The organism is Weissella paramesenteroides (genome assembly GCF_051903945.1).
Classification (GTDB): domain Bacteria; phylum Bacillota; class Bacilli; order Lactobacillales; family Lactobacillaceae; genus Weissella; species Weissella paramesenteroides_A.
Genome location: NZ_CP192268.1, coordinates 1,643,698 through 1,657,649 on the forward strand (window position 1 = coordinate 1,643,698; position 13,952 = coordinate 1,657,649).

Genomic DNA, 13,952 nt, shown 5'->3' on the forward strand with positions numbered 1-13,952 from the left:
GTAACGAAGGTTTGAACAAATGTAAACACTTTATTTGAACTTTTGTTCAAGCAATTAAGAAAATGCCCGAAATTGTGATATAATTTACATAAATCCAACGGGGAGCATCGAATCAATATGGCCAATACAGCAACTACCAATAAAACACAAACGGCATTAGAAATTTGCCATTTATACTATGAAGATGGCCTAAGTCAAAATGAAATTGCTAAAAAATTAAAAATTTCTCGGCCAACGATTTCTCGGTTTTTAACTTATGCCAAGGAAAATGGACTGGTCCAAATAAAAATTATGGATCCCAAACAAGATTTAAGTTTGTTACAAATGCAACTTAAGAAAAAATATCAGTTAAAAGACGTCTTGGTCGCCGAAAATTTCATTGACGATACCCAAATTATCAACGAAAAACTCGGGAAACTAACTGCTGAATATCTTAATCATATCGTTCAGGACAATGATATTATCGGAATCAGTTGGGGGCATACTTTAAATGCAGTGGCCGCTAATCTCATTCCAAATGAACACCATAATGTAAAAGTCGTGCAGCTTAAAGGTGGTATGTCAGAATCAGATCTTAGTGATTATGCTAATGAAATTAATCGTAAATTCGCTCAGGCATTTCATACAAACACGATTAATTTGCCCCTACCAACATTTCTCGACAATGCAATCACCAAGGATATTGTCATTAAAGATAAATTTATTCATCAAATTTATGAAACGGGGATGCAAAGCAATATTGCTATTTATACGACTGGGACCGTTCAAGATCACGAAGAATTATTTGGCCTCGGCTATCTAAATCATCCTGAAATTGATTCACTACATCAACGGGCAGTTGGTGATATCGTATCGCGTTTTATTGATGAAGAAGGACACATTGTTAATCCTGAGTTAGATGATCGGACAGTTGGCATTGACTTAGAAAACTTGCGTCAAAAAGATTATTCAATTTTAGTTGCTGGTGCTAAAAAGAAATTGATTTCTATTCATGGTGCCTTAACTGGTCGCTATGCCAACGTCCTCATTACAGATAAACAAACAGCTGTCGACTTATTAGATAAATATTGACCATATAAAAACAGCGTTGCCACAAAAAGCAACGCTGTTTTCTATTTCAATTTTTATTTTAATAACGTAGTCATATAGTTCATAAAACGTTCTAAGTAGAAAGGTACATCAACGTCAATTGCTGCATAGTTGTTAATATGCTCATCCTTCAACTTATCTAGGTCACCAATTGTGCGACCATCGTCAGGGGTCACTGTCATATTAAGTGGTAACAAAGTGACAAATTTTGGATCAACCGCAACACCGACTGCTAACGGATCGTGTAAGGCAGCCCCATTTTTATTGATATCAAGGTCGTAATAGGCATCAATATAATAATCAAAAATGTCAGCTAAGATGTGCCCCTTTTCCGTTCCCAAATCACGCCACTGCTGTGTTTCTTTTTTAGTCAATAGCGTTCTCAGTGTAACGTCTAATCCTACCATCACAAGGTGCTTTGCATGTTTGAATACATAATCTGCGGCTGCCACATCTTGATTAATATTCGCCTCAGTGTATGGTGTCACATTACCAGGGACAGTTAGTGCACCACCCATTAATGTGATATTACCAATCAATTTTTCAATTTCTGGGTCTTTTTTAAAAGCAGCAGCAAGATTGGTTAGCGGACCAGTCGGTACCATGACTAAATCATCTTGATACTGATGAGCAGCTTCAATAATGAAATCTACGGCATGTTGCTTTTCAACGGAACGAGATGCTTTTGGCACATCAACATTACCAACACCATTTTCACCATGGATAGCTTTTGAAATTGCCATTGTTTCAAAAGAATCCGTAGTTGATGAATGTGCTTCACCCAAGAAAACTGGTACTTCTGGTGCATCTAATAAGGTTAGCAGATTCAAACTATTTTGTGCTGCATTTTCAACTAATGTATTACCATATGAAGAAACAATACCGATCAAATCAGCATCTGGTGTTGCCAACGCATAAGCAATTGCTAATGCGTCATCAACGCCAGTATCCAAATCTAGGATCATCTTTTTCTTTGCCATGTTTTTCCCCTTTACTTTGGCATTCTTGCAACTTGCTTAATAAACCACTCATTAAACATCTTTGCATCGATATCAACACCCACATTTGCATTGTGGGTACCCGGCTCATGCCATCTGTTTTGAATATCAGCAACTGTGGCGCCAATAGCTGGTCCGTCGGTTGCCACTTCAATATTCATTGGTTCTGTCGTGATTAATTCTGGATCAAGCGCATAAAGTATTGTGTTCACATCATGCATCGGCTTACCACCTTCATGCACATCCCCATAAGCAGAAATAATCTTGTAAAGCATGTCACCCGACTTACCCATATTCTTGATTTTTCCTACTGTTTCAGCAGTAATTAATGCTTTTAAAGTCACATCCAGACCAATCATCGTTTTTTCAATTGGTGCTGCAAAAACAATTTTAGCGGCATCCGGATCAGTGAACACATTAAATTCAGCGACCGAACTACAATTTCCACCTGAAATACTACCACCCATCAAAATCAAATGTTCAATTTTATCTAAATCATTGGGATATTTTTGAATAAACTGAGCAATATTTGTATACGATCCGGTGGCAATCAAGGTTATTTTTTCAGCTGACTGATTAATCGTTTGATGAATCGCTTCAACAGCCGATAAATCAATTGGCGCCATTTGTGGTTCTGGAAAATCATAACCAGGCATTCCTGAACTACCATGGATTGCTGATGCATCAGCAAATGCTTTTTTTAATGGCGCTTTTGCACCCATGGCAACCGGAATATTCTTATTGAAAAAGGTCAATAATTTCAGTGTGTTGTTCGTTGTCTTATCTACTGAGACATTACCAGCAACCGTTGTGATCAATTTAACATCTAAATTTGGATGATTAATGGCAACTGCAATCGCTGCTGCATCATCAATTCCTGGATCCATATCTAATATGACAGATAGCATGACAAGTTTCCCCCTTGAATAATTTATTATACTAACTGATGATTACCAAACAAACATACCAGCTGTAGCAGCTGAAAGTAATGAAACTAGCACACCAGACAAAAGCATGTATCCAACACGTGAGCTGATGTATTCGTTCTTTTCTTTGTTGACCAATCCCTTAAAGGCACCAAGAATCATACCGATTGTACCGAAGTTAGCAAAACTCGTTAAGAACACTGTCATAACAATTCTTGCGTGTTCGCTAGAGAACAATCCTTTGTTGGCCATAATTGACTTTGAAATCTCACCCATAACAACGAATTCGTTAGTAACCAACTTAGTTCCCATAAATTGTGCGATGTGGAATGCATCTTGAACATTGAAGCCCAACAACCAAGCAAATGGGAACATGATAACGCCAAAAATATTCTCAAGTGTCAACCAGTGGAATCCAGTTAGACTGAATAGTTGGTCAATCAATGCAGCAAGGGCAACGAAAGCAATAACTGTTGCAGTAATGATCAAGATCAACTTACCAGCACCAAGAATTGAATCACCTAAGAATGAGAAAAATGGCTCTTTCTTACCATTTTCTGAATCGACCTTAACAATGACATCATCTTCAGGTGCAACTTTTGTTGGATTTAAAATAGCTGAAATAACAATTGCACCTAAAATATTAAGCGGAACAGCTGTCAAAACATATTGACCTGGCACCATTTGTGTATATGAACCAATAATGGCAGACGTCACACAGCTCATTGACATCATCGCTAACGTAAAATTACGACGTGCTGACATGCTCTCTAACTGATTCTTAGAAACGGCCAATACCTCTGTATTACCAAGAAACATCATTTCAATTGAGAAGAATGCCTCGAACTTTGGTTGACCAGTAATAAAGGTCAAAGCCTTTCCAATCCACTTAATGATCCAAGGTAGAATACCAAAATAAGTTAAAATATCAAACAATGGCACAACTAACAAAATAGGTAGCAATGCCGATGTCACGAAATTAGGGCCACCATTATTTGCGGTTAGCCAGTCTGGCAAAGCAAAGGCAATCCCCTTTGAAGCAACAGAAACTAACCAATTAAACCCATCGGCTGCTCCTTGGACGGCAATTTGTCCTGCTTTGAATTGGGTAAAGAACCAGGCTAAAAATACCTCTAGTACAAGAACAATACTAACGGACTTCCATTGAATGTTCTTTTTATCATTAGAAAATAGATAGGCAACCCCGACAAAAACAAGGATACCTAACACGTTAATAGCAATTAACATTTTGTTTACCTCACAAAATTAATTTTTCTTTATTAAAACATTTAACTATGATAATATGATACCTGCGAATGAGTAAAACGTTTTACCAAGTATTAGTATAACAGCGTCTCACTATTTTTGAAAGCGCTTTCTATCGTTATTTGTTTTTGGGTGGTCAATCATACTACCCAAAAATACTTTCAAAATATACGTAAACGCAAGCTATTCAACAATACTTGGGTTTTGATACCATAATTGCCCAACTATTTTTTAGTAAAAGATAATTTTTAAATTCTTTAAATATAGAGGGATAGAAAAATGCAAAATGTTGTTATTATTGGCAGTTTAAACATTGACGTATTACAAAAACTAGATCGCTTACCCACTGTTGGTGAGACAATCAGCATCAACAGTAAATCAACTAACTTTGGTGGCAAGGGAGCTAATCAGGCAGTTGCTGCCGCTCGCCAGGGTGCAACCGTGTCCTTCATTGGTGGCGTTGGTGAGGACCCAGAAGGTCGCTCATATATTGATTTACTCAATGAAGAAGGTATTCATACCGATGCAATTTATACAAAATCAGTACCCACTGGTACCGCTTATATCATGCTCGAAAAAAATGGTCATAATACGATTTTAGTCTACGGTGGCGCAAACATGGCACTATCCCTGACAGATATTGATCAGGCACAAGATTTAATTAAACGTGCTGATGTCGTGGTCGCACAATTAGAAGTTCCACAAGACGCTATCAAAAGGGGGTTTGAATTAGCGCATCAATATGGAGCCAAAACAATCCTAAATCCTGCACCTGTCACAGATTATGTTGATCCTGACATTTTAAAAAATACTGATTTATTGGTGCCCAACGAGACTGAAGCGGCTGCTCTACTTGGGTTAGAGCCGACGACAGACTATGAAGAGCTAGTTGCCCGGACATCACTATTCAAAGATAAATTGGCAATAGAAAATGTCATTATTACCCTTGGCGAACACGGTGCCTTCTATGCAATCCATGGTAAGCCGGGGCTAATCAAAAGTTTTAAAGCTGATGCAATTGATACGACAGCCGCTGGAGACACTTTCATTGGTACAATTGCTGCAACACTAGCTGCTGACCTATCTAATAATATCGAGGAGACTTTAACAAAAGCTAGTATTGCCAGTAGCATTGTCGTTTCACGACCTGGTGCCATTCCTGCCATTCCTTATCAAGATGAAATTGTTACGAAATTATCATCAAATAACTAAGGAAGTATATCAACATGAATATTAATTTACAGAAAAAGAGCGCTGCACAAGCAGCTGTCGACTATATTGACGATGGCATGATCGTTGGACTAGGTACGGGAAGCACGGCAAACTACTTTATTGAAGCTTTAAGTAAAAAAATAAAAGTCGCCAACTGGCACTTAACTTGTGTGACAACTTCTACAAAGTCACAACAACTTGCTGAATCCTTGGGCATACACGTTGTTAGTATTGATGATATTGATCACATTGATGTAACCGTCGATGGTGTTGATGAATTTGATCCACAATTAAATGGCATCAAAGGCGGCGGTGCAGCACTTTTATTTGAAAAAATTGTTGCATTAAACTCTAAAAAGAACATCTGGATAGTTGATACCTCCAAAAAAAGTGATAAATTAGGTAGCTTTTTACTTCCTATAGAAATTATACCATTTGGTTCTGTGCAACTGTTTACAAAGCTAGGTCAAATGAACTTGCAACCACAATTCAGAATGGATGATCAAAATCAGAAAGTGTTAACTGATTCCAAAAATTATATTATCGATGTCGACATCAGTCATGTCACCGATATTCACAAATTGGCTGATACTCTCAAGTCATTGACAGGTATCGTAGAACACGGCCTATTCCTTAATCTTTGTCATACAGTGATTATTGGCGGCGAGCATATTGAGAAGATTGACAGGTAAATTATGCTGTATATTTTAAGTCTGTTTGCTGGACTTGTTTTAGCTGTCCAGAATCCTTATAACGTCAATCTTGGTAAACAATTAAGCTCCCCTATTCTAGCGGGATTCATGACATACATCATTGGTAACATTGAATTTCTTATTGCCCTGTTTGTACTAAGAATTAATGTTATCTCCGTTTTGTCAGAAACTTTTCAGAAGGGATTTCCATGGTTTATTGGTGGTGTCCTAGGGGCAATTTATATTACAAGTATCATTATCCTTTTCCCAAAATTAGGGCCAATTAAAGCAGTGATTTATCCAACCCTTGGTCAAGTCACTTCTGGTATTTTAATTGATGCGATGGGTTGGTTTAATGTCCAACAAAGCCCACTAAATATGATTAAAATCATTGGTCTTGTGCTACTCATTATTGGTGTGATTTTGAGTGCCTATACGCCAAAGGTAAATAAGTTAAAAAATGTTACTTCTAACGATTGGTTACTCTGCATTTGGGGCTTCGTTGCTGGTATCCTATCGACAATTCAAGGAATATTTAACGGTAATCTGGGGACGCTACTGCATGAAACATCTGAATTCCAAAATACAGCTGAATTAACTGCCTCGATTGCATCATCGTTTATCGCATTTTTACTTGGTACATTATTACTCTTAATCGTTGTTAGCTTAAATCGAGAACTCACACCTGGTAAATTTGTATCCGGGATTGGGTCTGGTACAGCATGGGCCGCATCTTCAATGGGCGCATTTTTTGTCCTATGCATGACCATTTTAAATCCAACAATTGGACCCGGTTTAACAGTCAGTTTGAGTATTATTGGACTAATGATTGGTTCAATCATCATTGAACATAACGGTTTGTTCCAAGTTTCCAAAAATAAAACAACCCGACTGAAAATAATCAGTGTCGCAGTCTTCACTATCGGTATCATCATCATTAAAGTTGTTGGTTGATGGTTATTTAAAATGCTCCATAATTGTTAGACAAAAAAGCCAAACAATTATAGAGCATTTTTTTATTTCTCTAAATGTGAATGTTTTGAAGTTTCGAGCATGCGAATGTAAACCAATAAACTGACTAAAATTGCGAAGGAAACATAGAAAAAGAAAATATTTTCGTGACCGATACTCTTCGTCCATAACGCAACATACTCAACAGTTCCTCCAAAGATGGCAACAGTCAAACCATAAGGTAAGCCAACACCTAACGCTCGAATTTCAGTTGGAAACATCTCTGCCTTTACTATGGCATTGATCGATGTATAACCACTAACAATCAATAATCCACCCAACATCAATAGAAACGCCATCACCGGACTTGAAAAATATTTCAAACCAATAAAGATTGGTACTGTAAGTAAGGTTCCCAAAATACCAAACCAATATAACAACGGCTTACGGCCGATTTTATCCGAAATAGCGCCAAACAATGGTTGGATTGCCATAAAGATTAGCAAGGCCAAAAAATTGATTGCTGTCACTGTTCGATTTGGTAACCCAAGGGTATTAATCATGTACTTTTGCATATAGGTAGTGTACGTATAAAAGGCAATCGTACCACCAAAGGTCAGGCCAACAACCGTTAACACTTGCCTTGGATATTGCATGAGTATTCGTAATGAACCACGTGATGCCTTATCCTTTTGCTTCGCCGTATTTTTAAATTGTTGCGTTTCATCCATTGATAAACGAAGATAAAGCACTAAGATTGCTCCCAAGGCCCCAATCACAAACGGAATTCGCCAGCCCCAAGCTTGTAGTGCTGATTCATTCAAGAAAAATTGCAAAATGCCCTGAATCGCAAGTGCCGCAAGTTGGCCACTAATTAATGTGACATATTGGAAAGATGCGTAATAACCGCGCCGATTAGACGAGGCCATTTCTGATAGATAGGTTGCTGAAATGCCATACTCACCACCTAGTGAAAGGCCTTGAACCATACGTACCAAAATCAAAATTGCGGGCGCAAAAATACCAATCGTTTTATAACTAGGAATCAGTGCAATAACCATGGAACATGTTGCCATAATTGTTACTGACAACGTTAGCGCTGCACGTCGACCACGAACATCAGCATACTTTCCCATGAACAGACTTCCTAATGGACGCATTAAGAAACCAACGGCAAAGACACCTGCCGCACTCAATAGTTCCGCGGTCTGATTAGTACTTGGAAAAAAAGATGGCGCGAAATAAACTGTAAATGATGCGTAAATGTACCAATCGAACCATTCAATCATATTACCTAAGGAACCTTTGATGATATTAGCAGTGATTTGCCGTTGGCTAAAGTTTTGCATGTCTGGCCTCCCTCTTTCTCATATAATTAATTTGCTTCTAATAATAGTCACATATAAACGTGGTGTCAACTAAGTTATAAAACTTATTAATATCATATTTCATTAATAATAAATTCAAAAAACCACCGTATAATCATGAGCACTTTTGCGCTATTGGTTATATGGTGGTTTAAATTATGATTGACAATCAATTTCTACTGCAAAAATTCACGGGCAATTTTTTGATAAATTTCAATCAACGCTAAGTAACTACTAATGGTCGTGTATTCATTGAGTTGATGTGAAGACTTGTCCCCATCAGCACCCAAAATTACCGTGGGCAGACTTGGATTATTCTTTACAAAGACACTGGCATCTGTTGCACCATTCATCGTCAATAAATCAACTTGACGATCTGTAAACGTTTCTTGTGCCGCTTGTTTAACGATTTGAATAAAATCATTATCACTTGCTGTTTCGACTGGCTCAAAATTATGAATAATTTCCAAAGATAGTTGGGCATCATATTGCTGATTTAGTTCTTCCACAGCTGCTTCAATTCGCGCAATCACCTGTTGATTATCAAACGCTTGGGTGGGACGAATATTACCTAATAATTCAGCAGTAGCTGGGATAGTGTTAACCTGCTCACCACCGTGGATGACCGTAATACTGTGCTGTACCCGTCCCAAGTAAGGATCTTCTGGAGTATCTGCAAAAAGGTCTTTTTCTAAATTAATATAATTGACCAAACCTTGAATGGCATTAATCCCCTGAGCTGGTCGTGAGCTATGCGCCGCTTGACCACGACTTGTAATGCGGTAATTAAAACTTCCTGAATGAGCAAAAATAATTTGACCATCTGTAGGTTCACCAATCACAAGTGCATCAGCATCATCGATGGCATGTTGCTCATTTAAGCGATATGCACCAGGCGTACCAAATTCTTCGCCTGCCGTCGCAATAAAACGCAGTGTTCCATTTAATGTGACCTCAGGATTTTCAGCTAATTCAATTAAGGCGATCACTTCGGCAGCTAAGCCACTCTTCATATCCGCTGCCCCACGTCCATAAAGTTTATCACCAATTATCTGTGCACCAAATGGTGGTTGTTCCCAGGCTGATTCATCATCAATTGACACCGTGTCTTGGTGACCCGAAAATACTAGAATCTTCTGATCAGCGTTTTTATTGCCAATTTCAGCTTGTAGATTGGCTCGTTTATCACCAAATTCATCAATTGTTGCCTTAATTCCATGTTCAGCAAATACCTGTTGTAGATATGTCGCAACTGCTAACTCATTACCATTGACGGTATTGATATTAACCAAATCCTGTAAGATCTTAATTTTATCTGCTTGTTCCATAATGACATCCCCCACTAATTACATCTGTTTCTATTACTAGATATTCTCCAAACAAAAAAGCTTTCCCCCTTGTTCAAGGACGAAAGCTTCGCGTTACCACCTTAATTTGTACTCTTCTTACAAACAGTACCTCAATCACTTACTCAGTTAGCAAGTGAGACTATAACGAATCTACCCGTAGCCATTGCTTGCACAATGATTAATGCTCAGAGCTCATCTTCGTTTCTTTTCATTTGCGGTCTTCTCAGCTAACGACCTTCTCTGGACAAATTACTTGGAAAGTACTCTTCTCTTCATCGCAATTTTCTAATAATTATCTAATAAAGAAGTTACTCGCTTTAGCGGTTGTTTGCAAGTGGTTTTTATAATTAATTTGTTGTCATAAAAACAATTGATTGATAAGGTTGCAATGTTAATTGTCTATTAAAATCAATTTCAGATGCTGATGAATCTAACAGTACTTGCCATTGCTGATTTCCAACAAGTTTCTCTGGTACTGAATAAGTGAGCACGCTTTCAGAGAAAGATGCAATAATCAATAACATAGTTCCATCATTGGCAGTCCTGGTAAAAGTAAAAATATCTTCATTATCAGCATCATACAGAGTATACTTTCCCTCAACAATCACAGGCAATTTATGTCTTAATGCAATCAATTTTTGATAGTGATAGAATACTGAAGTTTCACTTTTTAGCGCATCTGCAACATTAATCGCTGGATAATTTGGATTCATTTTAATCCATGGTCGAACATCACTAAAACCTGCATATGGTGATTCACTAGACCAAGGCATTGGTGTACGAGCATTATCACGTGATCTTAGATAGGCTACCTCTTTAATATAATCTTCTGGCAAACCTTCCTGCTGATATAAATCAATAATATTTTTCGTTTCAATATCCTGATAGTCAGCTAATGAATCAAATTTTGCATCAGTCATGCCTAACTCTTCACCTTGAAAAATGTACGGCGTTCCTTTAAGCATATGCAAAACAGTTCCCAGAGTTTTAGCACTTTCAATCCGATATTTTTCAGAACCAAATCTCGTAACGGCTCGGGGTTGATCATGATTTGACCAATATAATGAATTCCATCCTCGATCACTTAATTTATCCTGCCACTCCATAAAGACACGTTTTAAGTCTACCAAGTTAAATCGCTTATTATCAAATTTGCCACGTTTGCCATAATCAATATGCATATGATCAAAGTTAAATACCATATTTAACTCATGTCGATCAACATCCGTGTATAAAATAGCCTGGTCAGAGTCTGTATTTGGCGTTTCACCAACAGTCAGCGTATCAAAATTACGCAATACCTCACGATTCATTTCCTGTAAAAATTCATGTACTCGTGGACCATTTGAAGCACCAGCATAATAACGTTTACTGTAGGCATAGCTGTCATCGGCATTTGGAAAGTTCTGACGTTTAGAAATTAATGAAATCACGTCCATTCTAAATCCATCAACACCAAATTCTAACCAATAACGCATCATCTTATAAATAGCCGCCCGTAACTTGGGTTCTTCCCAATTTAATTCAGGTTGTTCTGGTGCAAAAGAATGTAGGTAATACTGCTTTCTTTCTGGTACATAAGTCCACGCTGGACCCCCAAATGTTGCTCCCCAGTTATTTGGTAGCTCACCGTTTTCTCCTGGATCTCTCCAAATATAGTAGTTCGAAAATTCGTTATCACGACTTTTTTTAGATTGTTTAAACCAATCATGTTGATCACTTGTATGGTTAACGACAAGATCTAAAATAATTTTCATATCATTATGGTGTGCTTCATCCAGTAAATGTTTAAAGTCATCCAAAGTACCGTAATCTGAATTTAACTCATAATAATTGGAAATGTCATAACCATTGTCAACCTGTGGACTTTTATAAATTGGATTAAGCCACAATACATCAACTCCCAATTTTTTTAAGTAGGGTAATTTATTGATAATTCCATTTAAATCACCAATTCCGTCATGATTACTATCTTGAAAGCTCTGTGGATAAACTTGATAAACGACAGCCTGCTGCCACCATTTACTACTATCCTCATTCGTCGTCATCATCATCCTCCAAGTTTGCTAATTCTGCATTCATGAAAACAACTTCCTGTTTAGCCTCATCAATGTAATGTTGCATCTGTTCTTCTTCTAGATATCCATCTGATGGCGCCAACAACACTGATAGAATAATTGGCAAATTCATACCCGTAACTAATAGAACATGGGGTAACGCAAGATATTTAATAAATGCTTGATTGACACTTCCTGCCTTCAAGTCAGTAAAAATAATGTATTCATCATCACTGCTCTTATCAACAAATATCTCTTTTAATGTATCATCCAGCGGTTCATTATCTAGATAAGCATCGATTGCTAGAACCGAAGTTTGTTCTCCTGCAATAAACTCAAGCGTATCTTTTAACCCAGAAGCCATTTTGTGATGTGAAGCAATGATAATTTTTCTCATGATTTTTAATACCTCTTAATGTAGTGATTATGGTTGTAAAATTCCAAAGTATGATAGTACGAGCGCAAATGCAATCACTATCCAAATGATTTTTGAAATTGATAATTTATTGCTTCTAACAATTCGATAAACAATATATGTTAGGATTGCTGGCAATAGTGATGGCATAATGGCATCTAAAATGTCTTTTTGTACAGACATTGTTACTTTTCCAGTAACGAATTTTGTTGCCAAGTTCATCTTAATAACGCTTGGAATCAGTGCGCCAATCACAGTTAGCCCCATGATAGATGCTGCTTCAGTAAATGCATTCAGCTTGCTTCCCAAATCAGTTACTAATCTTGTACCAGTAGCATAACCCCATTCGAAAATCTTGATTCGTAACATGAATACCAAGATATTTACGATTAGCCAAATAATGGCACCAGTTGGATTTCCTTGCAGTCCCATATATGCAGCAATCGAACCAAGAACTGTTGGTAATAGCACCCAGAAAATTGTATCTCCAACACCAGCAAGTGGGCCCATCAAACCAGTTTTCAAACTTTGAACAGCTGGTTGAGACTTCTTTCCTTCACGATCTTCCATGGCCAATGTTGCTCCTAGAATCAATGAAGCAGCTGGACCAGTTGTATTAAAGAATTTGAAGTGGTTTTCTAGTGATGACTTGTAGCCCTCTTCATCATCCTTATATATTTTGCGTAGTGCCTTACTTAGGGCAAAAACAACTCCACCAGCTTGTTGTGATTCATAGTTATATGCATTCGAAGTCATGAATTGCCAGCGTAATGCTGTTCGACGAATGTCTTTTTTTGTTAAATGCTTATCTTGTAATTGATCACTCATCGAAATCACCGTCCTCAATATTTCCTTCACTTGCGCCTGCACTTGCTACTGCGCTGTTATTTTCAGATGTTGCATGAATAAAGAAGTTATATGCTGCTGCTGCTCCAACCAATGCGATTCCCATCATAGGCATACTTAGATATGCTGCTGCGACGAACCCAATAATCAAATACATAAAATGTTTCTTTACTGGCATCATTGAAATCAGAATACCAATACCTACTACCGGTAGGATACCTCCAGCGATTGAAAGTCCATTTGTAAACCATTGTGGTAGACTCTTTAGAATAAAACTAACAACTGGCTTACCAAAAATGACAAACAAAGCCGTTGGCAATGCGGTTGTTAAACCAAAAACAACTGGTGCAAACATAATCGTGCGATTCATCTTCTTGTATTGTCCTTCACGGGCATACGTTTGTGCCTTATGTACCAATGGGTTAGTTAAAATCTTTCCCAATACATCTAGTTGAATTCCCAGCATACCGACGGGAACACCAACTGCCATCGCAGCTGCTTTTGCATCAACAATATTTCCTGTTGTTCGAATTGCAACGTAAACACCGACCAATGCTGCTAATCCATAATTTGGTACAGATGAACCACCAATGTTAGCAACACCTAAGGCCATCAATTGGAAAGTACCTCCGATAACCATCGCAGTTTGAATATCACCTAAAATAAAGCCGGCGATCATCGCAACGATAACTGGAAACCAAGTTGTAATAACTGGACCTTGCTGGTCAATAACCATCCAAAAGGCCAGTGCAATAATTAAAATATCTTGAATAATTGCCATATC

The 13,952-nt window shown here is 37.7% G+C and carries 13 protein-coding genes and 1 other annotated feature; of the genes, 4 read left to right on the forward strand and 9 right to left on the reverse strand.

The features are described 5' to 3' along the window. The first annotated feature begins 117 nt into the window (after positions 1–117). A complete protein-coding gene (locus tag ACQ4QH_RS08085) occupies positions 118–1,071 on the forward strand; it encodes a sugar-binding transcriptional regulator (protein WP_439818480.1) in 954 nt (317 codons plus the stop codon). A 53-nt stretch (positions 1,072–1,124) separates the two neighbouring features. Here ACQ4QH_RS08085 and ACQ4QH_RS08090 read toward each other — a convergent pair whose 3' ends face one another. From ACQ4QH_RS08090 to ACQ4QH_RS08100, 3 genes are read right to left on the reverse strand one after another with little or no spacing between them, the layout of a single operon-like run. Then, positions 1,125–2,069, reverse strand: coding sequence for a nucleoside hydrolase (locus ACQ4QH_RS08090; protein ID WP_439818481.1), 945 nt, complete (start codon positions 2,067–2,069; stop codon positions 1,125–1,127). 11 nt (positions 2,070–2,080) lie between these two features. Beyond that, complete coding sequence (rihC, locus tag ACQ4QH_RS08095) at positions 2,081–2,995, reverse strand: ribonucleoside hydrolase RihC (RefSeq protein ID WP_439818482.1); 915 nt, start codon at positions 2,993–2,995, stop codon at positions 2,081–2,083. 42 nt (positions 2,996–3,037) lie between these two features. Continuing rightward, positions 3,038–4,261 (reverse strand): NupC/NupG family nucleoside CNT transporter, encoded by a 1,224-nt coding sequence (locus ACQ4QH_RS08100; protein WP_150191452.1) that lies wholly within the window; start codon positions 4,259–4,261, stop codon positions 3,038–3,040. Between the two features lie 297 nt (positions 4,262–4,558). On the opposite strand from ACQ4QH_RS08100, the gene rbsK reads away from it, so the two are divergent. Genes rbsK through ACQ4QH_RS08115 form a run of 3 tightly spaced genes read left to right on the forward strand, consistent with a single transcriptional unit; the run spans position 4,559 to position 7,137 of the window. Beyond that, positions 4,559–5,491 carry a ribokinase gene (rbsK, locus tag ACQ4QH_RS08105; RefSeq protein WP_439818483.1) on the forward strand — a complete coding sequence of 311 codons (933 nt, stop codon included), beginning with the start codon at positions 4,559–4,561 and terminating at the stop codon, positions 5,489–5,491. 14 nt (positions 5,492–5,505) lie between these two features. Next, complete coding sequence (rpiA, locus tag ACQ4QH_RS08110) at positions 5,506–6,183, forward strand: ribose-5-phosphate isomerase RpiA (protein WP_439818484.1); 678 nt, start codon at positions 5,506–5,508, stop codon at positions 6,181–6,183. Positions 6,184–6,186: 3 nt separating this feature from the next. Continuing rightward, the gene (locus ACQ4QH_RS08115; protein WP_439818485.1) at positions 6,187–7,137 is read left to right on the forward strand and encodes a DMT family transporter; all 951 of its coding nucleotides are present in this window, start codon (positions 6,187–6,189) and stop codon (positions 7,135–7,137) included. Between the two features lie 62 nt (positions 7,138–7,199). Here ACQ4QH_RS08115 and ACQ4QH_RS08120 read toward each other — a convergent pair whose 3' ends face one another. From ACQ4QH_RS08120 to ACQ4QH_RS08145, 6 genes are all read right to left on the reverse strand, one after another. Beyond that, positions 7,200–8,483: an MFS transporter gene (locus ACQ4QH_RS08120; protein WP_439818486.1), complete on the reverse strand. Its 1,284-nt coding sequence runs from the start codon at positions 8,481–8,483 to the stop codon at positions 7,200–7,202. Positions 8,484–8,677: 194 nt separating this feature from the next. Further along, a complete protein-coding gene (locus ACQ4QH_RS08125) occupies positions 8,678–9,829 on the reverse strand; it encodes an ArgE/DapE family deacylase (protein WP_439818487.1) in 1,152 nt (383 codons plus the stop codon). Positions 9,830–9,901: 72 nt separating this feature from the next. After that, positions 9,902–10,135, reverse strand: a binding site (T-box leader). Positions 10,136–10,197: 62 nt separating this feature from the next. Further along, a complete protein-coding gene (locus tag ACQ4QH_RS08130; protein WP_439819516.1) occupies positions 10,198–11,901 on the reverse strand; it encodes a glycoside hydrolase family 13 protein in 1,704 nt (567 codons plus the stop codon). After that, positions 11,885–12,304: a PTS sugar transporter subunit IIA gene (locus ACQ4QH_RS08135; protein WP_439818488.1), complete on the reverse strand. Its 420-nt coding sequence runs from the start codon at positions 12,302–12,304 to the stop codon at positions 11,885–11,887. The genes ACQ4QH_RS08130 and ACQ4QH_RS08135 overlap by 17 nt, the downstream gene beginning before the upstream one ends. A gap of 27 nt (positions 12,305–12,331) precedes the next feature. Next, positions 12,332–13,150, reverse strand: coding sequence for a PTS system mannose/fructose/sorbose family transporter subunit IID (locus ACQ4QH_RS08140; protein ID WP_140836353.1), 819 nt, complete (start codon positions 13,148–13,150; stop codon positions 12,332–12,334). Then, the gene (locus ACQ4QH_RS08145) at positions 13,143–13,949 is read right to left on the reverse strand and encodes a PTS mannose/fructose/sorbose/N-acetylgalactosamine transporter subunit IIC (RefSeq protein WP_439818489.1); all 807 of its coding nucleotides are present in this window, start codon (positions 13,947–13,949) and stop codon (positions 13,143–13,145) included. Before ACQ4QH_RS08145 ends, ACQ4QH_RS08140 begins: the two co-directional genes overlap by 8 nt. Positions 13,950–13,952 lie beyond the last annotated feature (3 nt).